We start from the raw sequence: 25,760 nt of genomic DNA, 5'->3' as shown, positions 1-25,760 counted from the left end.
GAAACTTTATTTCACTGATGATACTTTTTGAAACGAGGGAACAATATGGTTTACAAACGAGTCACAAAATCGTCTGCAGAGGCGGTTTTAGATGGAGATATAAAAGGTTGGCGAAGACTCTTGCCATTTTTAGGACCTGCTTTCATTGCAGCAGTTGCCTATATTGATCCTGGCAATTTTGCTACAAATATTACAGCAGGCTCTCAATACGGCTACCTGCTACTTTGGGTTATAGCCTTTTCTAATTTAATGGCCGTGTTAATTCAGTCCCTGTCTGCCAAGCTTGGGATTGCGACAGGAAAAAATTTACCTGAAGTAGCACGCGAGCATTTTTCTAAAAAAACATCTATCTTTTTATGGATACAGGCGGAATTGGTCATCATTGCCACAGACCTCGCGGAATTTATCGGAGCAGCATTAGGGCTTTATTTACTTTTTAATATCCCAATGCTTCCCGCCGCATTGATTACAGCAGTGGGTTCATTCGCTATTTTAGAGTTGCAAAGAAGAGGATTTAGAGCCTTTGAAGCAGGTATTTCTGGAATGGTTTTAATTGTTGTATTGGCATTTGCCTTCCAAACATTTTTAGCGCAGCCAGCATGGGGCGATGTGGCGATTGGCATGTTCACACCACACTTTGAAGGTGTAGATTCACTATTATTAGCAACAGGTATTTTAGGTGCAACCGTTATGCCTCATGCTATTTACTTACATTCTTCTTTAACTCAAAGTCGTATTATTGGTCGAAATGAGGCAGAAAAAAAACGTATTTTCCGTTTTGAATTTATCGATATTATCATCGCTATGATTATTGCTGGTGCCATCAATATGAGCATGCTCATCATTGCCGCAGCCGTATTCCATACCCAAGGTGTTGTAGTTGAAGATTTAGATGTTGCCTATAATGGCTTAAAAGTTGCGCTCGGCCCAATGGCTGCCATTTCCTTTGGTCTTGGTTTACTTATTGCAGGGCTTGCTAGCTCCTCTGTAGGGACTTTAGCTGGTGACGTAGTGATGCAAGGCTTCATTCAAAGAAAAATACCTCTTTATTTACGTAGAGCGATTACCATGGTGCCACCACTTGCAATCATTGCCTCTGGTGTGAATGCTACCTATGCTCTCGTTCTTAGTCAAGTTGTTTTATCATTTGGTATTGCCTTTGCACTTGTCCCTCTTGTTATGTTTACAAGTAAACGAGACATTATGGGAAGCCTAGTTAATCACCGTATTACAACTGTTTTAGGTTGGTTTGTCGTAGTCGTTGTTGTTACGTTAAATATTTACTTACTGTGGGAAACAATTTTTGGATAACAAAAAGCCAGGTACTCTATAGCAATGAGCACCTGGTATCTTTTTGATTAAACATCCACCTTTTCGATATTTCTAATGGCTAAATAAGCAATACCAAGACCCACGATTGCTAAAGTAATTGGAATAATAATAATATCGTTTAAAGTAAAGTTACCTGAATTTGACGAAGTTACAGACACAATTATAATAGATGAAATGATAGTTGTCGGTATAGAGTATTTTCTCATCCCGAAATACAATGGGATTAAAGCTATACCTGAGGCAGCAATCGCATTCATCAATACAGAAGGTATTTGCTGGATAATTAAAGAACTAGATAGTACATCAGGAATTAATTCATATCGATCGCTTATGATACAAAAAATGGTTGTAATAAGAGCATTGGAGATAATGATCATACTGAAAGTAAATAGCATGACAATAGCAAGCTTTGCGACCATTAATTTCTTTCTACTTATAGGATACATAAAGGCTAATGTAATGGTTTTAAATTTATATTCTCCGATGATTAACTTAGCTATTAACGTAGAAGCAAAAATCATAAAAACTGCTCTTACAAATGAATCAATAACACTGAATGCAACCTCATAATTTTCAAGCCCTGGGTCTCCTTCCACTTTAGAAATAAATAAAATCATAAACAAAAAACCAAGAATAACAAAATTAGCGATAATGGCTCCTTTAACATATGAACCTAAATGAAATTTTTTCATTTCTAAACGCATTAAATTAAGCATGGACAACACCTCCATTGATTAGCTTTAAGAAATAATCCTCTAATGAACTAGTTTTTTTACTAATCTCTTCAATCTCAACGTCATGTTCAATTAATGCTCTCGATAGGCTTTGTTGGGATACTGTTGAGTCGTATATACGTATAGAGTTATCATCCATCAGCTTAAAATTCGTAATGTTTAATTCGCTTTCAATAATAAACGCTGCCTTTTTCCCATCACTTACGATCACTTCCGTATAATTGACCTGATCACGATTAATAGTATCCATTGCTACCTCAGTGATGAGCCTTCCATTCTTAATAACACCTATTGTATCGACCAATTGTTCTATTTCAGCTAGAATATGACTAGAGATAATAATAGTTATGCCGTACTCCTTACAAAGCATCTTGAAAAGCTCTCTTAACTCCTTTATCCCTACTGGGTCCAATCCATTAATTGGTTCGTCTAATATAAGTAACTCTGGCTTTGTAATAATGGCCCTTGCGATGCCTAATCTTTGCTTCATCCCCAGAGAAAAATCTTTAACCTGCTTATTCTCTGTATTCGATAACTTTACTAAATTAAGAACATGTGCAATTTCTTTCTTATCATAATAACCCATGTATTCACAATGTAATTCCAGGGTCTCTCTAGCCGTTAATTTTTCATAAAAAATAGGATATTCAATAATTGTCCCCATTCTTTTTAGTATTTCATAGGATTTGTCCGTCAATTTCGCCCCCAAAATTTCTACATCCCCACTTGTAGGCTTCGTAAGATTAGTTAGCATCTTCATAACAGTCGTTTTACCCGCACCATTTGGACCTAAAAATCCATAAATCTCTCCCTTCTTAACGTTCATATTGACAGCAGAAACAACTTCCTTTCCATCGTACACTTTCGTAAGCTGATTTGTTTTTACAATGTATGTCATGTAATTCTCTCCCTCAATTGTGACTAGCTTCATTATAAAAAATGAAACTCTCTATTTTATTACTGCATTCTTACATATTTCTTAAGTAAAAAAGCCTGCAAAGCATTAAAGCTCTACAAGCATAATCGATTTAATACATCATTCGCTTTAACGAAATCGTAAAAATAGTTCTTTCATAGGGAATACTCGATAAACGGATGGAGCCATTCATTATTTCTACTAGTCTCTTTGTAATCGTTAGTCCCAAACCGCTACCTTGGAAAGATTTATTTCGAGAATCCTCAAGTGTATACATTCTTTCAAAAACGCGATCGATATGATATTCATCAATGCCCCTGCCACAATCCCACACATCAATATCAATATTGACTTCATCATTTCTTATGGTAATTCCAATTACATTGCCATCTGCTCCATATGCAATAGCATTAGACAGTAGATTGTTTAACACTCTATTTAATGCTTCTTCATTACCAAGTGCATATATGGAGCTTTCTGGGATATCAATTTTAATATTTAATCCCATTGAAGTAACCAAATCGTAAAAAGACAAAACATTTTTTCGGCATATTTCACTGACATTGATTTTAGTGATTGGATAATCTGTGTCCCCAGCCTCTAATTTTGCCAAGTCAAAAAATGTATGAATAATTTTTAATACTTCTAATGTTTTAGCATGTACACCCTTAAGTAAACGTTGCTGTTCCTCGTCACTAATCCCGTTTTGAAGTTGAAGCATTTCAATATAGCCAAGTACAACGGTTAAAGGCGTTTTAAGATCATGGGAAATATTGGCCAACATCTTTTTCATGGAATTTTCCATTTTACGATGTGTAGCCTGAATTTTTTGATGTTGATCTAGCAAAGTATTCAGTGTAATAAGTAACTGTTGAATTTCTGAATTTGTAGTTGTTACTAGAATCTTTTCATACGTCTGTTCATTCACAATTACGTGTAGTTTTCGATGAATATATTGGATAGCATGTTCTTGTTCCTTCTTGATTTTCCATTGAAAAATAAGAATGCCGATTAGCAATACAATGATTAATAATAATAGAAATATCATATATTCTTACCCTTCAAATTTATAGCCGATTCCCCATAGGGTTTTAATATAGTGAGGATGTGACGGATCATCTTCTATTTTTTCACGGAGTCTTCTGATATGTACATTTATAATATTTTCATCTCCGTAATAGGCATCTTTCCATATCGTCTGATAAATTTGCTCTTTGGTAAAAACTCTGTGACGATTTGTCACAAACAATTTTAAAATGGAAAATTCCTTTGATGTCAGCTTTATGTCTTGTCCGCTCTTTGTTATTGAGAAATTAACGATATCTATCTTTAAATTATCAATTTCGAGGACCTCTTGCTTTTGTTCAGCTTGACTAGAGTATTTCGTAGCTCTTCTGATAACAGCCTTTACACGTGCTGAAAATTCCAGCATAGAAAAGGGTTTAGCAATATAATCATCTGCCCCTAATCCTAAGCCCAATGCTTTATCAACATCACTGTCTTTTGCAGACATAATAATGATAGGAAGTGCTGCCTGCTCTCTAATAATCTTTAATACTTCCAATCCATTTAATTTAGGAATCATAATATCTAAGATGACTAAATCAAAGGTTTTTTGCAAACAATTTTGTAATGCCTCTTCGCCATTAGTCACTGTTGTGACATGGAAACCTTCCATCGTTAAGTAATTAGAAACCATTTCACGAATGGCTTCATCGTCTTCTACAAGTAAAATATGCTTTTGCACTATGATGCACCTCTCCTATCAAAACCCAATTTCCATATGTATATTACATTACCATATTTATGATGTATCATTAGAGATTTGTTTATGAGTGTTGAAAAAAGAGCTGCTCCATAAACCATCACTCTTTGGTTTATAGAACAGCTCTATTATTTAATCTTCAACTTTTAAATCACAATCTTCAAGTGGAAGCATTTTTGTTTTGTGCTTTAATTTATAGCCAAACCATAATGCTAAAAATAATGGAATCCCAATATACGAAACAAGGATACCGTACCAATCAATCTTATCGCCTGTAAAGGCTGTGTAATTTTGTCCAATGACTACGATCATACAAACTGTAAAAGCAAATAATGGTCCAAACGGATATAATTTGGCTTTATAAGGTAATAACTTTGGATCTAAGCCTTGTGCATCAAACGCTCGGCGGAAACGATAATGACTAAACGCTATACCTAGCCATGCAATAAAGCCAGACATTCCAGAAGCATTTAATAGCCAGATATAAACCACTCCATCGCCAAAGAAGGATGCCAAAAATGCTAAACAGCCTACAGCTAATGTTGCCATAAGTGCATAAATCGGAATACCTCTACGACTTAGCTTTGCAAAAAATTTAGGTGCATGTCCATCCACTGCTAATTGCCATAACATACGAGAAGATGCATATAGTCCTGAATTTCCTGCTGACAGCATAGCCGTTAAAATAATGGCATTCATTAATGAAGCAGCAAAGGCAATACCTAGGCGGTCAAACACTAGTGTAAACGGTGATACTGCGATATCTTCTGATAATAAACGTTCGTCTGTAAATGGAATTAACATCCCAATTGCACCAATCGCTAAAATATAAAACAAAAGAATACGCCAAAATACAGATTTAACAGCCTTCGGAATATTTTTACCAGGATCATCTGTTTCACCAGCTGTAATTCCTAGTAATTCTGTTCCTTGGAATGAAAATCCTGCAGCTAGGAAAATACCAAATGTAGCAAGGAAGCCACCATGGAATGGCCCATCACTAACAAAGAAATTAGTGAAACCTACAGGAGCCTGCCCACCTAAAATACCAAAAATCATTAGTAAGCTAATGATAATAAAAACAATAACCGTTGCTACTTTAATCATGGCAAACCAATATTCACTTTCACCATAACTTTTTACGGATAGTAAATTAAACGTCAATACAACAGCAATAAATAATACTGTCCAAAGTGCTGATGAGCTATCTGGGAACCAATATTTCATAATTAATGACACAGCAGCAATTTCGGCAGCAATGGTGATTGCCCAGTTATACCAGTAGTTCCAGCCTAATGCAAAGCCCAAAGCAGGATCTACAAATTTGGTTGCATACGTACTAAATGAACCTGAGGATGGCATATAGGCAGCCATTTCCCCTAAGCTTGTCATTAAAAAATACACCATAATACCAATTAAAGCATAGGCAAGCAATGCTCCTCCAGGACCTGCCTGAGCAATTGCTCCTCCACTGGCTAAAAATAGCCCCGTACCAATTGTACCGCCTAAAGAAATCATTGTAATATGACGGCTTTTTAATTCTTTTTTCAGCTTCGGCGCTTTATGTCCGAGCTGATTTACTTTTATTTCACTCACGATATAGCTTCCTTCCTATTTATGAGGCAAAAAAATGCCATCACATATACACTGTGATGGCTACTTAATCCTCAGTTTTCCTACATGATAGCTCAACACGTTGTGCAAACGTGACAGTTCTGTTCCTTTCGGAGACAGCCCCAGCATGAGGTTTTCAAGTCCCCTCACACTTCGGCAATATTTCCTTTCAGCTAATTTCATCAATGCTTGTCATTTCAATTAGCATACTTATAAATATCGCGACCTCTACCTCAATACAAACATGAGGCATATAATTATTAAATTTATGATGTTTATTATACTAACATAAGACCATAGACATTTCAATACAACCACAAATGTTCTGTATTTTATGAATCTTCTACTATTTTTAATAGTGTGATAAAGTGTTATAGTAGTTCAATTAGAATGGTTATTATTAGGGGGGATTTTATTTTGACTACAAATGATCATTCCACTAGTTTTCCAAGTAAAAAAATTAGCTGGAAAGGAACAACCTTACTTTTAGTCTTTGGAGTTATCTTTATAGCCTCTACATTACGAATGCCACTAACTGTTGTTGGCCCAATTATATCCTTTATCCGTGAAGATCTTGGAATATCTAATGTTTTGGCAGGCTTTCTAACAACGATACCATTGCTGGCTTTTGCTGTTATATCTCCATTTGCACCAGTTGTAGCACGCAAACTAGGGCTTGAGCTAACATTATTTTTATCAACTTTTCTCTTGGCTTTAGGAATTGTCCTACGTTCACTTGGTACTACAGAATTACTTCTATTGGGTACTGTGTTAATTGGCGTAGCCATTTCTTTTGGAAATGTACTAATTCCAGGATTATTGAAATTGAAATTTCCCTATCATGTGGGTTTATTAATGGCCTTTTTCACCATGTCCATGAATTTTACTGCTGGCCTTGGTGCTGGTATTAGCTATCCGATAGCTAATTCATCGTTAGGCTGGCAAGGTGCACTTTCCATTGCACTCATACTCGTTCTAATTACAATCTTAATTTGGATACCTCAACTAAAATCAAATAAACCGGAACCAGTTACTACATCTAAGAAGACCAGTACACCTTTATGGAAATCACCTGTTACTTGGGCTGTCACAGGGGCAATGGGTTTACAATCTTTATTATTCTACACAACAGCAGCTTGGATACCTGAGATCTATATTGCTCAAGGTTTAGCACCTGATAAAGCTGGCTGGATGTTTTCAATCATGCAATTCTCACAAGTACCAATGGCCTTAGCAGTGCCTATTATTGCTGGTAAAATGACTTCTCAACGCCCACTTGTATTGATGTTTACATCCTTCTATTTAGTAGGCTTTGTTGGGGTTGTCATGGAATGGACAAGTCTTGGGGTACTGTGGATGGTTCTTCTAGGGTTAGCAGGTGGTTCTTCATTCGCCCTAGCAATGATGTTCTTCACTCTCCGGACTCGTACTGCATTTGAAGCAGCAGATTTATCAGGCTTTGCGCAATCTTTGGGTTATTTATTTGCCGCAATTGGTCCTATTCTTTTTGGCTACTTGCATGATTTATTTGGCGGCTGGAATATTGCGGGATGGCTCTTTGTCGTTGTAGCAATGTTACTCTTCTTTTGCTCAATGAGAGCCTCTAAGGATGAATATGTGCATTAAAATTAAATAAAGCAGGTGGATTTGATTCCTCCATCTGCTCTATTTCTATATAGTGTTTACACATTACTTAATTGTCGGGTTGCTGGAGTAATGTTAGCAATTCAGCAAGGCATTCTGATGCTTCATTATTATGAGCTGTTATAGTAGAAAAAATAGGAACAGCCTCTTGTAAAAGCATATAACTATAATAGTAATAGCCTACAAAAGCTTGCTCCTCATAGCCCTTTGGCGTTTCTTTCTCCCACTCCTGCTCATCATTATCCTCATTTTCTATCCACAAATAGTTGACGTCTAATAGCTCCTGCATATTTTTAACAGTATTGACTGGGTCGAGATAATCCTTGGTAATAGCATGTGCCACAGCTAAATATAACTGTACCTCTTGTAAGGAGACAACCTCTAATTTTTTACGAATAAGCTTTTTTAGAAGGACAAGCAAAACCCATGGTGTCACCTGCCACAGTGTACCTTGATGTTCAATTAATTCAGCTAGTTGTGTGTATTGCTCCTGTTCTATCAGCTTAGGAATGGCTGTACCTCTACCATAAGGTGTCGTCAATTGTCTCCATGGGATATTGGGAATTTGCTGATCTAACATAGTAAGCCCTCTCTCATCAAAAGTATCGAAAGTAAACAATTCTTTTACACTAATAGCATGGTTTTTGATAAAAATAATTTGGTGTATGATAAATATTTACATAGGGTTTATGGAATATATGAGTTGTGGCAGGGGAAAGTGGTGGGATTAACCATGTCCAGTTGCCTGTAACTTCTCTTCCTGTTGATTTTTCTGCCTCCTCAAACAATTTAAACTGCTGAGCTGCTGTATGATGATCAACAATGCTCACACCATCTTCTTTAAATGAGTGAAGAACAGCAATATTAAGTTCTACTAAAGCACGATCACGCCAAAGAGACGCTTGTTTGGTTGTATCAAGATTAAAAATCTCTGCAATTGCAGGTAACATATTATAACGATCATGATCTGCTAAATTTCGTGCGCCAATCTCTGTTCCCATATACCAGCCGTTAAATGGAGCTGCTTGAAAATCAATTCCAGCCATTTGAAAACGCATACTCGAAATAATAGGTACGGCATACCACTTCATTCCTAATTTTTCCACATCGTTTGACTCTGGATGACGGATTGAGACCTCTACTATATTTTCTTCAGGAATTACAAACATTTGAGGAGCACGATTATCTACCTGTATAACGAGTGGTAGTACATCAAAATCAGTTCCTTTACCTCTCCATCCTAACGACTCACACACTTTTGTAAATTTAATGGACTGTGAATCTCCAATAATGCCTGCATCTGTTTCATAGCCTGCATAACGAATTAGTTGATGATTCCAAATCCGTACTCTATCTGAAGCAAACACTGTTATAGTTGGACGAATTTTCCCATGATTTGTCGCATAATCAATATGTTCTAGTAATTTTTGAAAAATAGCCTTTTCATCTAAAACATCACGTGCATCTACCACATGCAGTGACTGCCAAAACAGACGTCCAATACACTTATTGCTATTTCGCCATGCCACACGTGCGCCAAAAACTAGCTCCTCTGTTGTTGGGTGATATTTACCTGCATCCTTAACTGCCTGTAATCTATTCTTTAACCAAAGTTCTGATTCATTTTGTTCTGTCTGATATAGACTTAAAAATTGCTGTATCTCCTGTATATTCATATCGATTCCTCCACTTATCCTCATATTAGAGGAACAAAACAACAAGCACCATGAAAATAGTAATTGAAAAAACATACATATTTTATATATGAAATAGTTTGTTCATATTTACTCTATAGACTCTCTTTCGTAAGAGAATGTAAGGGAGAAAGATTTTAATTATTATAAAAAGGCTACAGTAGTCATGTAGCCTTTTTCAGGGGGTTGTAGAACAAAGAAATCAATAGAATTTTTGTAAATGGTGAAAAAGCTATACGTTCTGGGCTACTTACTTGCTGCTGTTGCTTCGCTTTCGCATAGAGCAGAACCAGTTTCACAAATTCTCTGGCCAGGATTTCGCCTGTATCGCTATACTAGAGAAGTCAAGCAGCCTTCACAAAAGTATTGACCATGGAAGTGTACGTGGTAAGTGAAACGGCTTATAGGAGCCCATAGTAAGATGCTAGGGGAATTAAATTCAGTCCCTCACCTTGCAAATAGGTCTTTTTCTGCTATTGCATTATCTTTTATCGTTTAAAGAACAGGAGAATAGAAAAAAGCATGTAACACACATCTGTGCTACATGCTTGATGACCCGTACGGGATTCGAACCCGTGTTACCGCCGTGAAAGGGCGGTGTCTTAACCACTTGACCAACGGGCCGTGGCTCCGAAGGCAGGACTCGAACCTGCGACAACCTGATTAACAGTCAGGTGCTACTACCAACTGAGCTACTTCGGAATAATATGGGCCTAAATGGACTCGAACCATCGACCTCACGCTTATCAGGCGTGCGCTCTAACCAGCTGAGCTATAGGCCCATTTTGGAGCGGGTGATGAGAATCGAACTCACGACATCAGCTTGGAAGGCTGAGGTTTTACCATTAAACTACACCCGCAATAATGGTGGGTCAGGACGGAATCGAACCGCCGACACTTAGAGCTTCAATCTAATGCTCTACCAACTGAGCTACTGACCCGAAAAATGGAGGAGGTAGAGGGATTCGAACCCCCGCGCGGTGTTACCCGCCTGTCGGTTTTCAAGACCGATCCCTTCAGCCAGACTTGGGTATACCTCCAAAAATATTACAATGGTGGAGCCTAGCGGGATCGAACCGCTGACCTCCTGCGTGCAAGGCAGGCGCTCTCCCAGCTGAGCTAAGGCCCCATTTATCATGAAAGATGGTCGGAATGACAGGATTCGAACCTACGACCCCTTGGTCCCAAACCAAGTGCTCTACCAAGCTGAGCTACATTCCGTAAACATGATTTTATTGGCGCGCCCGACAGGAGTCGAACCCATAACCTTCTGATCCGTAGTCAGACGCTCTATCCAATTGAGCTACGGGCGCATGTTAATTAAAAAATGATGAGCCATGAAGGACTCGAACCTTCGACCCTCTGATTAAAAGTCAGATGCTCTACCAACTGAGCTAATGGCTCGTGAAATTAAAAATGGCTGGGGTACTAGGATTCGAACCTAGGCATGACGGAATCAAAATCCGTTGCCTTACCGCTTGGCTATACCCCAATTTTAAAATGGGGCGACTGATGGGAATCGAACCCACGAATGTCGGAACCACAATCCGATGCGTTAACCACTTCGCCACAATCGCCACTATATAGATTATATTAGCTGTATTATGAACGAGTACCTCAATACCTGGCAGGGGCAGTAGGAATCGAACCCACACCAAAGGTTTTGGAGACCTCTATTCTACCGTTGAACTATGCCCCTAAAATGGTGGAGGGGGACGGATTCGAACCGCCGAACCCTAAGGAGCGGATTTACAGTCCGCCGCGTTTAGCCACTTCGCTACCCCTCCAAGGGAATGGTGCCGGCGATAGGAGTCGAACCCACGACCTACTGATTACAAGTCAGTTGCTCTACCAACTGAGCTACACCGGCAATAATAATGGCGGTCCCGACCGGGATCGAACCGGCGATCTCCTGCGTGACAGGCAGGCATGTTAACCGCTACACCACGGGACCAAAATGGTGGAGGATGACGGGCTCGAACCGCCGACCCCCTGCTTGTAAGGCAGGTGCTCTCCCAGCTGAGCTAATCCTCCACAAAAAATAAGCGAAGCGACGTCCTACTCTCACAGGGGGAAGCCCCCAACTACCATCGGCGCTAAAGAGCTTAACTTCCGTGTTCGGTATGGGAACGGGTGTGACCTCTTTGCCATCATCACTTCACTTATTCAGCTGAAAGACTTATTCTTTCAAAACTAGATAAACGATACATTGAATGTTTCAAACTTTTTTGGTTAAGTCCTCGATCGATTAGTATTCGTCAGCTCCATGTGTCACCACACTTCCACCTCGAACCTATCTACCTCATCGTCTTTGAGGGATCTTACTTACTTGCGTAATGGGAAATCTCATCTTGAGGGGGGCTTCATGCTTAGATGCTTTCAGCACTTATCCCGTCCACACATAGCTACCCAGCGATGCCTTTGGCAAGACAACTGGTACACCAGCGGTGTGTCCATCCCGGTCCTCTCGTACTAAGGACAGCTCCTCTCAAATTTCCTACGCCCACGACGGATAGGGACCGAACTGTCTCACGACGTTCTGAACCCAGCTCGCGTACCGCTTTAATGGGCGAACAGCCCAACCCTTGGGACCGACTACAGCCCCAGGATGCGATGAGCCGACATCGAGGTGCCAAACCTCCCCGTCGATGTGGACTCTTGGGGAGATAAGCCTGTTATCCCCGGGGTAGCTTTTATCCGTTGAGCGATGGCCCTTCCATGCGGAACCACCGGATCACTAAGCCCGTCTTTCGACCCTGCTCGACTTGTAGGTCTCGCAGTCAAGCTCCCTTGTGCCTTTACACTCTACGAATGATTTCCAACCATTCTGAGGGAACCTTTGGGCGCCTCCGTTACCTTTTAGGAGGCGACCGCCCCAGTCAAACTGTCCGCCTGACACTGTCTCCTGCCCCGCTAAGGGGCATGGGTTAGAATTTCAATACAACCAGGGTAGTATCCCACCGACGCCTCCTTCGAAGCTGGCGCTCCGAGATCTCTGGCTCCTACCTATCCTGTACAAGTTGTACCAAAATTCAATATCAGGCTACAGTAAAGCTCCACGGGGTCTTTCCGTCCTGTCGCGGGTAACCTGCATCTTCACAGGTACTATAATTTCACCGAGTCTCTCGTTGAGACAGTGCCCAGATCGTTACGCCTTTCGTGCGGGTCGGAACTTACCCGACAAGGAATTTCGCTACCTTAGGACCGTTATAGTTACGGCCGCCGTTTACTGGGGCTTCAATTCGCAGCTTCGCTTGCGCTAACCACTCCTCTTAACCTTCCAGCACCGGGCAGGCGTCAGCCCCTATACGTCACCTTACGGTTTTGCAGAGACCTGTGTTTTTGCTAAACAGTCGCCTGGGCCTATTCACTGCGGCTCTCATGCGCTTGCACGCTCAAGAGCACCCCTTCTCCCGAAGTTACGGGGTCATTTTGCCGAGTTCCTTAACGAGAGTTCTCTCGCACACCTTAGGATTCTCTCCTCGACTACCTGTGTCGGTTTGCGGTACGGGCACCTCTCACCTCGATAGAGGCTTTTCTTGGCAGTGTGAAATCAGGAACTTCGTCCATACGGACTCGCCATCACAGCTCAACGTTACAGTGTGCGGATTTGCCTACACACACGCCTTACTGCTTGGACGCGCACAACCAACGGCGCGCTTACCCTATCCTACTGCGTCCCCCCATTTCTCAAACGGTGAGGAGGTGGTACAGGAATATCAACCTGTTGTCCATCGCCTACGCCTATCGGCCTCGGCTTAGGTCCCGACTAACCCTGAGCGGACGAGCCTTCCTCAGGAAACCTTAGTCATACGGTGGACGGGATTCTCACCCGTCTTTCGCTACTCATACCGGCATTCTCACTTCTAAGCGCTCCACCAGTCCTTCCGATCTGACTTCAACGCACTTAGAACGCTCTCCTACCACTGACATCGTAGATGTCAATCCACAGCTTCGGTGAATCGTTTAGCCCCGATACATTTTCGGCGCAGCGTCACTCGACCAGTGAGCTATTACGCACTCTTTAAATGATGGCTGCTTCTAAGCCAACATCCTGGTTGTCTGTGCAACGCCACATCCTTTTCCACTTAACGATTACTTTGGGACCTTAGCTGGTGGTCTGGGCTGTTTCCCTTTTGACTACGGATCTTATCACTCGCAGTCTGACTCCCGTGTATAAATATCTGGCATTCGGAGTTTGTCTGAATTCGGTAAACCGGGATGGCCCCCTAGTCCAAACAGTGCTCTACCTCCAGTATTCTCATCACGAGGCTAGCCCTAAAGCTATTTCGGAGAGAACCAGCTATCTCCAAGTTCGATTGGAATTTCTCCGCTACCCACACCTCATCCCCGCACTTTTCAACGTGCGTGGGTTCGGGCCTCCAGTAAGTGTTACCTCACCTTCACCCTGGACATGGGTAGATCACCTGGTTTCGGGTCTACGACCACGTACTATTTCGCCCTATTCAGACTCGCTTTCGCTGCGGCTCCGCCTTCTAAAGCTTAACCTCGCACGTAATCGTAACTCGCCGGTTCATTCTACAAAAGGCACGCTATCACCCATTAACGGGCTCTAACTACTTGTAGGCACACGGTTTCAGGATCTCTTTCACTCCCCTTCCGGGGTGCTTTTCACCTTTCCCTCACGGTACTGGTTCACTATCGGTCACTAGGTAGTATTTAGCCTTGGGAGATGGTCCTCCCGGATTCCGACGGAATTTCACGTGTTCCGCCGTACTCAGGATCCACTCAGGAGAGAACGAACTTTCGACTACAGGGCTTTTACCTGCTCTGGCGGACCTTTCCAAGTCGCTTCATCTAACTCGCTCTTTTGTAACTCCGTATAGAGTGTCCTACAACCCCAAGAGGCAAGCCTCTTGGTTTGGGCTCTTCCCGTTTCGCTCGCCGCTACTCAGGGAATCGATTTTTCTTTCTCTTCCTCCAGGTACTTAGATGTTTCAGTTCCCTGGGTCTGCCTTCAAGACGCTATGTATTCACGTCAAGATACTACGCGATTAAACGTAGTGGGTTCCCCCATTCGGAAATCTCCGGATCAAAGCTCACTTACAGCTCCCCGAAGCATATCGGTGTTAGTGCCGTCCTTCTTCGGCTCCTAGTGCCAAGGCATTCGCCGTGCGCCCTTAATAACTTAACCAAGTTATTAAGCCTATAAAAAACTTAAAAAATAAATGTGTTTGTTACAATTTCAATGTCGTTTTATCCAGTTTTCAAAGAACAAGTTTTGAAGTGTTTCATTCAGATAGAATGAACCTTCAAAACTGAACGCAAAACGTAATCTTACAAACCCAAGGTTTGTATTCCGAAATAATCCTTAGAAAGGAGGTGATCCAGCCGCACCTTCCGATACGGCTACCTTGTTACGACTTCACCCCAATCATCTATCCCACCTTCGGCGGCTGGCTCCAAAAGGTTACCTCACCGACTTCGGGTGTTACAAACTCTCGTGGTGTGACGGGCGGTGTGTACAAGGCCCGGGAACGTATTCACCGCGGCATGCTGATCCGCGATTACTAGCGATTCCGGCTTCATGTAGGCGAGTTGCAGCCTACAATCCGAACTGAGAACGACTTTATCGGATTAGCTCCCTCTCGCGAGTTGGCAACCGTTTGTATCGTCCATTGTAGCACGTGTGTAGCCCAGGTCATAAGGGGCATGATGATTTGACGTCATCCCCACCTTCCTCCGGTTTGTCACCGGCAGTCACCTTAGAGTGCCCAACTAAATGATGGCAACTAAGATCAAGGGTTGCGCTCGTTGCGGGACTTAACCCAACATCTCACGACACGAGCTGACGACAACCATGCACCACCTGTCACCGTTGCCCCCGAAAGGGAAACTATATCTCTACAGTGGTCAACGGGATGTCAAGACCTGGTAAGGTTCTTCGCGTTGCTTCGAATTAAACCACATGCTCCACCGCTTGTGCGGGCCCCCGTCAATTCCTTTGAGTTTCAGTCTTGCGACCGTACTCCCCAGGCGGAGTGCTTAATGCGTTAGCTGCAGCACTAAGGGGCGGAAACCCCCTAACACTTAGCACTCATCGTTTACGGCGTGGACTACCAGGGTATCTAATCCTGTTTGCTCCCCACGCTTTCGCGCCTCAGCGTCAGTTACAGACCAGAAAGTCGCCTTCGCCACTGGTGTTCCTCCAAATCTCTACGCATTTCACCGCTACACTTGGAATTCCACTTTCCTCTTCTGCACTCAAGTCCCCCAGTTTCCAATGACCCTCCACGGTTGAGCCGTGGGCTTTCACATCAGACTTAAAGGACCGCCTGCGCGCGCTTTACGCCCAATAATTCCGGACAACGCTTGCCACCTACGTATTACCGCGGCTGCTGGCACGTAGTTAGCCGTGGCTTTCTAATAAGGTACCGTCAAGGTACAGCCAGTTACTACTGTACTTGTTCTTCCCTTACAACAGAGTTTTACGATCCGAAAACCTTCTTCACTCACGCGGCGTTGCTCCATCAGGCTTTCGCCCATTGTGGAAGATTCCCTACTGCTGCCTCCCGTAGGAGTCTGGGCCGTGTCTCAGTCCCAGTGTGGCCGATCACCCTCTCAGGTCGGCTACGCATCGTCGCCTTGGTGAGCCGTTACCTCACCAACTAGCTAATGCGCCGCGGGCCCATCCTATAGCGACAGCCGAAACCGCCTTTCAGTCTTTCACCATGAAGCAAAAGAGATTATTCGGTATTAGCCCCGGTTTCCCGGAGTTATCCCAAACTATAGGGTAGGTTGCCCACGTGTTACTCACCCGTCCGCCGCTAACGTCAAAGGAGCAAGCTCCTTTTCTGTTCGCTCGACTTGCATGTATTAGGCACGCCGCCAGCGTTCGTCCTGAGCCAGGATCAAACTCTCCATAAAAGAAATTTGATTAGCTCAAATTTTGCTGGCATCATGTTTGATGTCCAAAATTTTTGTTTTGTTCACTAGCAAAACTAGCTACTTAAAACTTTATTGATTACGTTTTGCTTGTTCAGTTTTCAAGGTTCATGTTTTGCTTTATTTTAGCGTGTCACCCTGGCGACTTGTATAATACTACACCCTTATTTTTAAAAGGTCAACACTTTTTAATAAAAAACTTTATTATTTTTATTACCAAAGTAAAACTTCCTATATTAGTAACTATAAAATCTATTCACAAGCTAGTTCAATATTAGACCATGAACTAGAAAATAATTTTATCATAATTTCCTACAAAAAAATAATAGATCTTTAAAAAAACAAAAAACTCGGTAAAGAAACCGAGTTTTTAAAATGGGAAAAAGAACGGGATGGCTATCATCATCACAATAAACATAACAAGCTGTAACGGAACCCCTATTCTTACGAAATCCATAAATTTATAGCCCCCCGCCGTCATTACCAGTGCATTCGTAGGGGAAGCAATTGGCGTAGCAAATGCCATACTTGCTGCAACTGCGACTGCAATCATAAATGTTGTGGGACTAACCTCCATTGCAATGGCTGCACTCATGGCAATGGGTGCAAACAATACAGCAGTTGCCGTATTGCTAATAAATTGACCGAAAATAGCTGTCAAAATATAAACTCCTATGAGTACACCGTATGGTCCGAAACCACCTAAAGCATTAATAATACCATCAGATAAAATGGTCATGCCCCCTGTTTTTTCTAACGCTGTCGCCATTGGTAACATCGCAGCCACTAACACAATACTTTCAAAATTCATATTGCTATAGGCATCTTCCATGTTTCTCAAGCAGCCTGTTAAAATCATAAGTACAGCGCCAATCATCACAGAAATGACAGCAGGGAAAACTTCAAATGCCATCAAAATAATCATGAATAACATAATAATCCCCGCAATTCCAGCTTTGCCTGTAGCTGCTGCCACACTTGCGTGTTCTTTCGGCTGTCCTACAACCACGACATCTTGCGTTTCTCTTGCTAACAAAAGAATTTCATCCCATGCTCCCTGTACTAATATTGCGTCTCCAAATTTTAATTTGTGAGACACCATATCCTGAAGCTTGTAACCACCCTTACGATTAATACCAATGATATTTAGATTGTATTTTTCCCGGAACCCAAGGGAACTAACCGTTTCATTGATAAAGCTCGAATTTGGGGTAAGCAATACCTCTGCAATACCCAGATGCTTCGATACCAATTCATCGGCTTCTCCTTCAACTAATCCTTGCATCTCAAGATGATAATCCTCAACAAAACGCCGAATATCCTCTATTTCTCCTTGAACATATAACTCATCCTTGGCATGAATGACACTAGTTGGTCCTGCCATTTCTTGATAAGTCATCGGTAGTAAATTAATGCCCTCCTGTGATTTCCGATGAATTTTCATCATACAAAGCATATACTTAGCTGGTAGTTTTAATTCCGCTAACGATGTTTCAATAATAGGTGACTCCTCAGGAACGGAGATTTTAAATAGACGATTATTTAAATCATATTGTTTAATAATTTTTTTCGGCGAAAGTTTATAGCCTTCATTGGTCTGTGTACGGTTTTGATCCTTTGGTAATAAAATATTTCTTACAAGTACTAAATAGGAAATGCCAGCAATCATCCCCACGATACCAATAGGAGTTACTTCAAAAAAGCCAAGTTTGTTATAGCCTCGATCAACCAATAACTGACTGACAATTAAATTGGTTGGGGACGCAATCAGTGTCATCAGACCAGAAAGACTTGCTACATAGGAGAGTGGTAGTAGAAATTTAGAAGGGCTGACTTTCATGCTTATTGCTATACTTACAACGATTGGCATCATTAAGGCGACAGTACCCGTATTACTCATAAATGCACCAACCGATCCTACAATAATAAGCAGTAGCACAAATAACTTCAGCTCACTATTGCCTGACCATTTTAGTAATAGTTGCCCCGCCATGCCTGCCAGGCCCGTACGTAAAATCCCTGCACCCACGACAAATAACCCTGCAATCATTAAAACTACAGAGTTTGAAAAACCAGCTAATGCCTCCGCGGGCGTCAAAATATCCATAATGACAAATGCTAATAGTGACACAATTGCTACAAGATCTGCTCGTATTTTATTGGTCACAAATGCGAAAATTGTTGCTCCTAAAATAAGAAATGTTAATGTAAGCTGCACATTCATGAATTCCTTTCTAACATTAATCATTATTAAAAATTGACAGCAAAAAATTGTACTTCATTACTATTTTTATTATAGCTTACCCTGAGCTCTATATGATAAAATTCACCATCTTTTCAAAATTAAAATAAGTGTGGTAGTCATCCACACTTATAATGATAGCTTCACTATTTTATTTTTGGTAAAGATGATGTTCTTTAATATAGTTGTAACAAGCAGTAGGCAAGAGGTATCTCGGTTCTCCTCCCATTGCGAATTCTTCTCGAATATAGGTAGAGCTAATTTCCATCGCTAGCCCTTTATCTATAAGATGAAATCTTCCATCATCATTATTTCTTAAAATCGGAGAACGACTAATGGTTGATAGCATATCAATGCCATGTCGTGCCATTACAATAAATTTATTCTCCGCTACTAATGCGTCGCCCTTTTTCCATAAACCTGCACCAATATCCACTAGTAAATCAGCACCCATAATAAAATGCACCTCATCCTCTGGGTTCTTCTCTCTAAAGTATTTCATAGTGTCATATGTGTAGATATTCCAGCCTTCTTGATCCATCTCATAGGAATCTACGATAAAACGATCATCCTTAGCAATAGCTAACTGAAGCATATTCCAACGATGTGTATCAGCTGTTTTGATGGTTTTATCTTTGCGTTTATTTGAACAAGGCAAAAAAATAACCTTATCTAACTTACACCGATGTGCTACAGTGCTTGCTGTCCAAAGATGGACATTGGTAATGGGATCAAATGATGAACCATAAATACCTATTCTCGCCATCGTATCTACCTCCTAGCAGTTACTTTTAAATACGTTGTGAAACCTTTTCTTTTATTGCCTGTATGCTTGCCATTTTATTGTCCCAACATACTTGACTTAAATCGACTGGATATTCTTCAGGATTCATTGTTCGTTTATACTCACACCACAATAAATGTAAGTTTTCCTGTACATATTTTTGTATTTCTTGAATAGTTGGCTCCTCATAAACAATATTTCCATTTTCTATAATACTTTCATGTAACTCTTTCGCCGTAAAATTTGTAACAAATTTACTAATATACGTATGAATAGGGTGGAACATTTTCAATCTTTCTTCTTGCTGTATGTTTTCATTATCTAACGCAATATAATCTCCTTCAGCATGACCATTCTCCGCATTAATAATACGGTAAACACGTTTACGTCCAGGTGTAGTCACTTTCTCAGGATTTGCTGAAATTTTAATGGTATCAACTAGTTCTCCACTTTCGTTTTCTATCGAAACTAATTTGTATACTCCTCCAAGAGCTGCTTGATCATAGGCTGTAATCAGCTTAGTTCCGATACCCCAAGCATCAATTTGCGCCCCTTGTGACTTTAAATGCATAATTGTATATTCATCCAAATCATTCGAAGCCATAATTTTAGTTGCAGTAAATCCTGCATCATCTAGCATTTTCCTTGCCTGTTTTGAGAGATAGGCTAAATCTCCACTGTCTAAACGGATACCAATAAAATTAATTTGATTCCCTAGCTCCTTCGCTACGCGGATAGCATTAGGAACACCAGAACGTAGTGTGTCATAAGTATCTACTAGGAAAACACAGTCTTTATGGGCTGCTGCGTATTTTTTAAACGCAGTATATTCATCTCGATAGGTTTGAATCATCGCATGGGCATGTGTTCCTGACACAGGAATACCAAATAATTTTCCTGCTCTTACATTGCTTGTTGCAGAGAATCCACCTATATAAGCAGCACGAGTTCCCCAAATAGCAGCATCAAATTCATGTGCGCGGCGGGTTCCAAATTCCATTACAACATCCTCACCCGTCACTTGTTTGATACGTGAAGCTTTTGTCGCAATCAGGGTTTGGTAATTAACGATATTTAACAACGGCGTTTCAATTAATTGAGCCTCTGCTAATGGTGCTTCAATTCGCAGGATAGGCTCGTTTGCAAAGACCAATTCTCCCTCTCTCATCCCCTTAATTGTCCCTGTAAATTTAAGTTCTTTTAGGTATTCAAGAAATTCCTCGGGATACTTCCCCTCTTCTCGTAAATATTGAATATCGCTTTGAGAGAAACCAAAGTTATTAATAAACTCAATCACTTTTTTCAATCCAGCGAAAACTCCATAGCCATTGCCAAATGGAAGCTTTCTAAAATATAGTTCGAAAACAGCTTTACGTTGATGAACACCATCTTGCCAATAAGTTTGAACCATATTAATTTGGTATAGGTCCGTGTGTAACATGAAACTATCATCTACATATTTCATATTTTCCCCTCCATTCATGTCAAATAATAGTCGCACCTAGAGTATGCTCGAAATGATTTAACGCCCACTCATGTCCAGCTTGATTAAAAGAGGCGACAGCATTTTTATGAATGACGATATCGAACCCTTTATTATAAGCATCTACTGCTGTATGAAGAACACAAATATCTGTACAAACGCCGATTAAATGCAGCTCAGCAATTCCTCTTTCACGCAATTTCAATTCTAAATCTGTTCCTGCAAAAGCAGAATAACGCGTTTTATCAATGTAATAGACGAAATCTTGGTCTTTATTTTCTTCATATAATGAGTTTAATGCACCATATAACTCTCTACCTTCTGTATGACGAATATTATGAGGTGGAAATAGCTTTGTTTCTGGATGATAAATATCTCCCTTTTCATGAACATCTATCGCAAATACTGTAAAATCCCCCCTCTTAATAAACTCCTTTGTTAAATCAACATTTGCACGTTCGAGCAATTGCCCAGGCTCTCCGCAAGTAAGAGCCCCATCCGTCGCTACGAAATCCACTGTATAATCAATATTAATTAATGCACGCTTTTTCATCATTTCATCACTCCAGTTTTTAATTAGTAATACTTAAATTACAAATTACTTTCTTTAAAATAATCAGGAAAGACGGATCTTTCCTAATGATAGATAGACTCTACCATTTCGAAATCATTAAATGTATAGAGCTGGGAAGGCCGGAACGAATTTCTTTTTGTTTTCTTTGGTTTTCCTTCTTCATCCAATGCTTTTTCGATAAATGGTAATTTAGGTGCTTTTGTAAAGAATACGGAATCGTTAGAGATTCGTGGATCTTCTCCAACTGTTAGAAGTACTCGTTGCAATTCTGATAATGTAAACTCTTGTGGTAAAAAGTTTTTAGCAACAGTTGTCTGAATCATATCCCTTTTAATAAAATGCAACGCATCGGAAATGATTTTTCGGTGATCGAAAGCTAATGGAAGCGTAAATACACTTTCTATATCAAACAGTTCTACATCGTCTGCATCATCATTCGCTTGACGTTGCTCAATATATGTCTCAGGAACAATGGCATAAAATGCATTTGAAATCATCCAACCACGTGGATCTCGATCGATCTCATCATAAACACCAAAATGTTGAACATGTAAACCTTCTACATTTGTTTCTTCTTTTAATTCTCTCTTTGCTGCGATAAAGGCAGTTTCTTTTTGATTTGCATCTACAAAGCCCCCAGGAAGTGCCCATTTTCCTCCTTCAATATTGGGATTTCCTTCAGCATCCCTAGTAGCACGCTTAATTAACATAATCTTTAGCGTCATGTTTGGCGGTGCTTTTTCCTCTGTTTTCTCTGAGGTAATTGTAAAAATAGCAATATCTGCGGTATATCCATCGGGTGTTTGATATTTTGAAGAATCATAATGTGCAAGCACTTCTTCTTCGGTACGAAATTTTGTCATTGTATAACCCCTTCTATAATTACAAGGTTCAGGTAATTTGTAATTCGTTAATTACTATTTATTAGAATTATAATCTTTCATCAAAGCATTTGCAACTAATTTATAAAAAAAGCATAAATAAAGCTACTCCGCCTTATTTATGCCCATTATTATTATTGATCTTTCAGCAGAATTCCGTTTTGTACAACAACTTGCCCATTTTTGATTACTGTATGTGTATGATTCATGCCGTAGAAATATTGCAGTTGCTTGTAATTAGCAACATCAAGGATAAGTACGTCAGCTTTTTTATGTGCTTCAAGGGAACCAATTTGCTCGCCTCGATTTAGGGCATATGCTGCATTAATTGTTGTTGCCGTTAATACTTCCTCCAATGTCATACCCATATGCATGCAAGCTAAATTCATAATGAAGGGTAGGCTCATTGTTGGGGATGACCCAGGGTTAAAGTCTGTTGATATCGCCACAGGCACTCCCTCGTCAATCATTAGACGCCCTCTTGCAAAAGGTGCACGTAAAAAGAATGCAGTACCTGGCAGCAATACAGCAATTGTACCCGCTTCAGCCATTTTTCGAATTCCCTTATCAGAAGCAACTAACAAATGCTCCGCAGAAATGGCCTCTACTTCCGCAGCCAGCTCGGCGCCTTGATAAGGTTCGATTTCATCCGCATGTATTTTTGGGGTTAAGCCTAGTGCTTTTCCAGCCTCTAAAATGCGTCGGGATTGTTCGGGTGTAAAGACGCCTTTTTCACAAAATACATCATTAAATTCAGCCAACTCTAGTTCTGCTACTTTTGGCAGCATCTCATGGACCACCACATCCACAAATTCATCCTCACGCCCCTTATAATCACGAGGAACTGCATGGGCTCCCATAAACGTGCTAATGACATCAATGTGATGTGCAGCTTGTAATTCTTTTGCGACCTCTAGCTGTTTCTTTTCCGTTTCCCAGTCCAAGCCATACCCTGATTTTGCTTCAACTGTTGTTACGCCATGCTTTAAAAATACATCTAAATGCTGCATCGTTTTTTCATATAATTCATCAAAGCTTGTTTCTCGTGTATGCTTTGTTGTAGCATGAATGCCACCGCCTGCATTCATGATTTCCATATAGGTAGAACCATTTAATCTCATATTAAACTCTTGCTCGCGTGTTCCACCATGCACTAAATGTGTATGACAATCCACTAAGCCAGGCATAACAATCTTACCAGTAGCATCAATCGTTTCTGCCTTCTTTATTAATTCTGGGAAGTCAGCTTCTAATTGCTCATACGCTCCTACTGCTACAATACGCTCTTCTTCAATTAGAACACTGCCATATTCTATTACTGCAATTTCCTGCATTTGTTCTTTTGTACGTGGTCCTTGTACATTACTTTTCAAGGTAATTACTTCATTTGCATTTTTTATTAGAATGGTCACTTCACATCACCCTTTAACATTGGTATATGGACACCTTTGTTTTTTGCTGTATTGATAGCAATATCGTAGCCTGCATCAGCATGACGAGCAACGCCCATTCCAGGGTCTGAAACCAATACACGTGCAATTTTTTCAGCGGCAAGCTCTGATCCATCTGCTACTAAGACTTGACCTGCATGCTGTGAATAACCCATTCCTACACCACCACCATGGTGTACGCTTACCCAGCTTGCACCACTCGCAGTATTAACAAGAGCATTTAAAATTGGCCAATCCGATACCGCATCCGAACCATCTAGCATTCCTTCTGTTTCACGATTTGGTGATGCTACAGAACCTGAATCTAAGTGATCGCGACCAAAGACAATTGGTGCTGATAATTCACCATTTGCAACCATTTCATTGACCTTTAATGCAAAACGATGACGATCACCATAACCCAACCAGCAAATGCGTGCAGGTAGCCCTTGCCATTTCACCATTTTTTGTGCCATATCAATCCAATTGACTAGACCCTCATCTTCAGCAAACATCTCTTTTGCCAGTGCATCTGTTTTATATATATCCTCAGGGTTTCCTGAAAGCGCCGCCCAACGGAATGGGCCCTTTCCTTCACAGAATAACGGACGAATATACGCTGGTACAAAGCCTGGGAAATCAAAGGCATTTGTCACACCCATTTCTTTGGCATAGGCACGAATGTTATTCCCATAATCAAATACTTCTGCGCCTGCCTCTTGGAACTCTAGCATTGTACGAACATGCTCTGCCATTGTTTCTTTTGCTTTACGCTCATATGTTTTTACATCCTCTTTGCGAAGTTTTAGCGCTTCTTCAAAGGTCATGCCATTAGGTACATAACCATTAATCGGATCATGTGCAGATGTTTGGTCTGTCACAAAATCTGGAATAATTCCACGATTCAACAACTCACGATTAACATCAGCACAGTTACCAACAAGGCCAATGGATGCTGGCTCATTTTGGTCACGTAATTTATTAACTAATGCAATTGCTTCATCTACAGTTTCTACAATATAATCACAGTAACCTTCTTTGATTTTACGTTCAATGCGAGCACGTTCAACTTCAACAACTAAGATTACAGCCCCAGCCATTTTCCCTGCTAATGGCTGTGCACCACTCATACCGCCCATACCACCTGTAAGGATGAATTTACCACGTAAATCAGCAGTGCCAAATACCTTTTTGCCTGCTTCTACAAAGGACAGATAAGTTCCTTGTAAAATTCCTTGAGCACCAATATAAATCCAACTCCCAGCAGTCATTTGGCCATACATCATTAAGTCTCTTTCTTCTAATTCATAAAAGTGATCCCAATTTGCCCATGCTGGTACAAGGTTTGAGTTGGCAATCAACACTCGAGGGGAATGCTCATGTGTACGGAATACAGCTACGGGCTTTCCAGATTGGATTAATAGAGTCTCATCATTCTCTAATTCTTTCAAAGATGCAATGATTTGTTCATAGCTTTCCCAGTTACGAGCAGCCTTACCAATACCCCCATAAACTATCAGTTCATCTGGATTCTCTGCTACCTCTGGGTCAAGATTGTTCATTAACATACGCATTGCTGCTTCCTGTGTCCATCCCTTACATGTTAGTTCATTTCCACGTGGTGCACGAATATCTGTCTTAAATACCATTAAAAACACGCTCCTTTTCCTATTAAAAAAATGTGAATGTTGCTGTCTAAAGCTATTAATAACTGAATATTCAGACTTAAATACATATAAATATTTTCAAAGCAGAGGCTAC

General features: G+C 40.7%; 16 protein-coding genes, 17 tRNA genes, 3 rRNA genes and 1 riboswitch. Of the genes, 2 read left to right on the top strand and 34 right to left on the bottom strand.

The genetic code is table 11. From position 1 onward, the window contains the following. The first annotated feature begins 45 nt into the window (after positions 1 to 45). A complete protein-coding gene (locus LBYS11_RS01430) occupies positions 46 to 1,311 on the top strand; it encodes an Nramp family divalent metal transporter (RefSeq protein ID WP_103117311.1) in 1,266 nt (421 codons plus the stop codon). 47 nt (positions 1,312 to 1,358) lie between these two features. Here LBYS11_RS01430 and LBYS11_RS01425 read toward each other — a convergent pair whose 3' ends face one another. From LBYS11_RS01425 to LBYS11_RS01405, 5 genes are all read right to left on the bottom strand, one after another. Next, positions 1,359 to 2,048, bottom strand: coding sequence for an ABC transporter permease (locus LBYS11_RS01425; protein WP_048391929.1), 690 nt, complete (start codon positions 2,046 to 2,048; stop codon positions 1,359 to 1,361). Then, a complete protein-coding gene (locus LBYS11_RS01420; protein ID WP_103117310.1) occupies positions 2,041 to 2,964 on the bottom strand; it encodes an ABC transporter ATP-binding protein in 924 nt (307 codons plus the stop codon). The genes LBYS11_RS01425 and LBYS11_RS01420 overlap by 8 nt, the downstream gene beginning before the upstream one ends. A 130-nt stretch (positions 2,965 to 3,094) precedes the next feature. Further along, positions 3,095 to 4,030, bottom strand: coding sequence for a sensor histidine kinase (locus LBYS11_RS01415; RefSeq protein ID WP_048391931.1), 936 nt, complete (start codon positions 4,028 to 4,030; stop codon positions 3,095 to 3,097). A gap of 6 nt (positions 4,031 to 4,036) precedes the next feature. Next, positions 4,037 to 4,729, bottom strand: a complete 693-nt coding sequence (locus LBYS11_RS01410) for a response regulator transcription factor (protein WP_048391932.1) — start codon at positions 4,727 to 4,729, stop codon at positions 4,037 to 4,039. A gap of 150 nt (positions 4,730 to 4,879) precedes the next feature. After that, positions 4,880 to 6,343: an amino acid permease gene (locus LBYS11_RS01405; RefSeq protein WP_054548681.1), complete on the bottom strand. Its 1,464-nt coding sequence runs from the start codon at positions 6,341 to 6,343 to the stop codon at positions 4,880 to 4,882. 80 nt (positions 6,344 to 6,423) lie between these two features. Then, a riboswitch (Lysine riboswitch) is annotated at positions 6,424 to 6,600 on the bottom strand. 178 nt (positions 6,601 to 6,778) lie between these two features. Between LBYS11_RS01405 and LBYS11_RS01400 the strand changes: the two genes are divergently transcribed. Beyond that, positions 6,779 to 7,987, top strand: a complete 1,209-nt coding sequence (locus tag LBYS11_RS01400; protein ID WP_048391934.1) for a CynX/NimT family MFS transporter — start codon at positions 6,779 to 6,781, stop codon at positions 7,985 to 7,987. Between the two features lie 67 nt (positions 7,988 to 8,054). Here LBYS11_RS01400 and LBYS11_RS01395 read toward each other — a convergent pair whose 3' ends face one another. The 29 genes from LBYS11_RS01395 to hutU form a co-directional block, all read right to left on the bottom strand. Beyond that, positions 8,055 to 8,585, bottom strand: coding sequence for a hypothetical protein (locus tag LBYS11_RS01395; protein ID WP_103117309.1), 531 nt, complete (start codon positions 8,583 to 8,585; stop codon positions 8,055 to 8,057). Positions 8,586 to 8,634: 49 nt separating this feature from the next. Beyond that, entirely contained in the window at positions 8,635 to 9,681 is a 1,047-nt protein-coding gene (locus tag LBYS11_RS01390; RefSeq protein ID WP_103117308.1) for a nitric oxide synthase oxygenase, read from the bottom strand. 570 nt (positions 9,682 to 10,251) lie between these two features. Next, positions 10,252 to 10,323, bottom strand: a tRNA-Glu gene (locus tag LBYS11_RS01385). A gap of 1 nt (position 10,324) precedes the next feature. After that, a tRNA-Asn gene (locus tag LBYS11_RS01380) sits at positions 10,325 to 10,401 on the bottom strand. A gap of 6 nt (positions 10,402 to 10,407) precedes the next feature. Further along, a tRNA-Ile gene (locus LBYS11_RS01375) sits at positions 10,408 to 10,481 on the bottom strand. 4 nt (positions 10,482 to 10,485) lie between these two features. After that, positions 10,486 to 10,559 (bottom strand) — tRNA-Gly (locus LBYS11_RS01370). Between the two features lie 5 nt (positions 10,560 to 10,564). Then, positions 10,565 to 10,640, bottom strand: a tRNA-Phe gene (locus tag LBYS11_RS01365). A 6-nt stretch (positions 10,641 to 10,646) separates the two neighbouring features. Continuing rightward, positions 10,647 to 10,739, bottom strand: a tRNA-Ser gene (locus tag LBYS11_RS01360). A gap of 13 nt (positions 10,740 to 10,752) precedes the next feature. Further along, positions 10,753 to 10,828, bottom strand: a tRNA-Ala gene (locus LBYS11_RS01355). A 15-nt stretch (positions 10,829 to 10,843) separates the two neighbouring features. Further along, positions 10,844 to 10,920 (bottom strand) — tRNA-Pro (locus LBYS11_RS01350). A gap of 15 nt (positions 10,921 to 10,935) precedes the next feature. Next, positions 10,936 to 11,012 (bottom strand) — tRNA-Arg (locus LBYS11_RS01345). A gap of 18 nt (positions 11,013 to 11,030) precedes the next feature. After that, a tRNA-Lys gene (locus tag LBYS11_RS01340) sits at positions 11,031 to 11,103 on the bottom strand. Positions 11,104 to 11,116: 13 nt separating this feature from the next. Further along, positions 11,117 to 11,191, bottom strand: a tRNA-Gln gene (locus LBYS11_RS01335). Positions 11,192 to 11,200: 9 nt separating this feature from the next. After that, positions 11,201 to 11,276, bottom strand: a tRNA-His gene (locus LBYS11_RS01330). 48 nt (positions 11,277 to 11,324) lie between these two features. Continuing rightward, positions 11,325 to 11,398: transfer RNA gene (locus LBYS11_RS01325), tRNA-Trp, on the bottom strand. Between the two features lie 4 nt (positions 11,399 to 11,402). Next, positions 11,403 to 11,486, bottom strand: a tRNA-Tyr gene (locus LBYS11_RS01320). A 7-nt stretch (positions 11,487 to 11,493) separates the two neighbouring features. Continuing rightward, positions 11,494 to 11,569: transfer RNA gene (locus tag LBYS11_RS01315), tRNA-Thr, on the bottom strand. Positions 11,570 to 11,577: 8 nt separating this feature from the next. Continuing rightward, positions 11,578 to 11,653: transfer RNA gene (locus LBYS11_RS01310), tRNA-Asp, on the bottom strand. A 4-nt stretch (positions 11,654 to 11,657) separates the two neighbouring features. Continuing rightward, a tRNA-Val gene (locus LBYS11_RS01305) sits at positions 11,658 to 11,733 on the bottom strand. Between the two features lie 11 nt (positions 11,734 to 11,744). Further along, positions 11,745 to 11,860, bottom strand: a 5S ribosomal RNA gene (gene rrf / locus LBYS11_RS01300). Positions 11,861 to 11,927: 67 nt separating this feature from the next. Beyond that, positions 11,928 to 14,854 (bottom strand): 23S ribosomal RNA (locus LBYS11_RS01295). Between the two features lie 181 nt (positions 14,855 to 15,035). After that, positions 15,036 to 16,587: ribosomal RNA gene (locus LBYS11_RS01290) — 16S ribosomal RNA — on the bottom strand. The 16S, 23S and 5S rRNA genes sit together here with 17 tRNA genes alongside, the layout of an rRNA operon. A gap of 388 nt (positions 16,588 to 16,975) precedes the next feature. Beyond that, entirely contained in the window at positions 16,976 to 18,829 is a 1,854-nt protein-coding gene (locus LBYS11_RS01285) for an SLC13 family permease (RefSeq protein ID WP_048390703.1), read from the bottom strand. A gap of 169 nt (positions 18,830 to 18,998) precedes the next feature. Beyond that, complete coding sequence (nadD, locus tag LBYS11_RS01280) at positions 18,999 to 19,613, bottom strand: nicotinate-nucleotide adenylyltransferase (RefSeq protein ID WP_103117307.1); 615 nt, start codon at positions 19,611 to 19,613, stop codon at positions 18,999 to 19,001. 25 nt (positions 19,614 to 19,638) lie between these two features. After that, positions 19,639 to 21,096 (bottom strand): nicotinate phosphoribosyltransferase, encoded by a 1,458-nt coding sequence (locus LBYS11_RS01275; RefSeq protein ID WP_048390708.1) that lies wholly within the window; start codon positions 21,094 to 21,096, stop codon positions 19,639 to 19,641. 19 nt (positions 21,097 to 21,115) lie between these two features. Continuing rightward, a complete protein-coding gene (locus LBYS11_RS01270; RefSeq protein ID WP_103117306.1) occupies positions 21,116 to 21,670 on the bottom strand; it encodes a cysteine hydrolase family protein in 555 nt (184 codons plus the stop codon). A gap of 80 nt (positions 21,671 to 21,750) precedes the next feature. Beyond that, complete coding sequence (locus LBYS11_RS01265) at positions 21,751 to 22,551, bottom strand: NUDIX domain-containing protein (RefSeq protein WP_048390712.1); 801 nt, start codon at positions 22,549 to 22,551, stop codon at positions 21,751 to 21,753. 152 nt (positions 22,552 to 22,703) lie between these two features. Beyond that, positions 22,704 to 23,981, bottom strand: coding sequence for an imidazolonepropionase (gene hutI / locus LBYS11_RS01260; RefSeq protein ID WP_048390714.1), 1,278 nt, complete (start codon positions 23,979 to 23,981; stop codon positions 22,704 to 22,706). Next, on the bottom strand, positions 23,978 to 25,648 hold the full coding sequence (gene hutU, locus LBYS11_RS01255) for a urocanate hydratase (RefSeq protein WP_004233805.1): 1,671 nt from the start codon (positions 25,646 to 25,648) through the stop codon (positions 23,978 to 23,980). The genes hutI and hutU overlap by 4 nt, the downstream gene beginning before the upstream one ends. Between the last annotated feature and the right edge of the window lie 112 nt (positions 25,649 to 25,760).

It is taken from the genome of Lysinibacillus sp. YS11, assembly GCF_002896375.1.
GTDB classification, from domain to species: Bacteria; Bacillota; Bacilli; order Bacillales_A; family Planococcaceae; genus Lysinibacillus; species Lysinibacillus capsici.
Note: the sequence above shows the minus strand (reverse complement) of the source record. Positions and strands in the feature narration are given on the sequence as shown.

Excerpts from the sequence above, each read along its gene's own strand:
- nadD (WP_103117307.1), bottom strand. The coding sequence starts at position 19,613 with ATGGCGAGAATAGGTATTTATGGTTCATCATTTGATCCCATTACCAAT.
- LBYS11_RS01390 (WP_103117308.1), bottom strand. The coding sequence starts at position 9,681 with ATGAATATACAGGAGATACAGCAATTTTTAAGTCTATATCAGACAGAA.
- LBYS11_RS01430 (WP_103117311.1), top strand. The coding sequence starts at position 46 with ATGGTTTACAAACGAGTCACAAAATCGTCTGCAGAGGCGGTTTTAGAT.
- LBYS11_RS01265 (WP_048390712.1), bottom strand. The coding sequence starts at position 22,551 with ATGACAAAATTTCGTACCGAAGAAGAAGTGCTTGCACATTATGATTCT.
- LBYS11_RS01270 (WP_103117306.1), bottom strand. The coding sequence starts at position 21,670 with ATGATGAAAAAGCGTGCATTAATTAATATTGATTATACAGTGGATTTC.
- LBYS11_RS01285 (WP_048390703.1), bottom strand. The coding sequence starts at position 18,829 with ATGAATGTGCAGCTTACATTAACATTTCTTATTTTAGGAGCAACAATT.
- LBYS11_RS01395 (WP_103117309.1), bottom strand. The coding sequence starts at position 8,585 with ATGTTAGATCAGCAAATTCCCAATATCCCATGGAGACAATTGACGACA.
- hutU (WP_004233805.1), bottom strand. The coding sequence starts at position 25,648 with ATGGTATTTAAGACAGATATTCGTGCACCACGTGGAAATGAACTAACA.
- LBYS11_RS01420 (WP_103117310.1), bottom strand. The coding sequence starts at position 2,964 with ATGACATACATTGTAAAAACAAATCAGCTTACGAAAGTGTACGATGGA.
- LBYS11_RS01425 (WP_048391929.1), bottom strand. The coding sequence starts at position 2,048 with ATGCTTAATTTAATGCGTTTAGAAATGAAAAAATTTCATTTAGGTTCA.
- LBYS11_RS01275 (WP_048390708.1), bottom strand. The coding sequence starts at position 21,096 with ATGAAATATGTAGATGATAGTTTCATGTTACACACGGACCTATACCAA.
- LBYS11_RS01415 (WP_048391931.1), bottom strand. The coding sequence starts at position 4,030 with ATGATATTTCTATTATTATTAATCATTGTATTGCTAATCGGCATTCTT.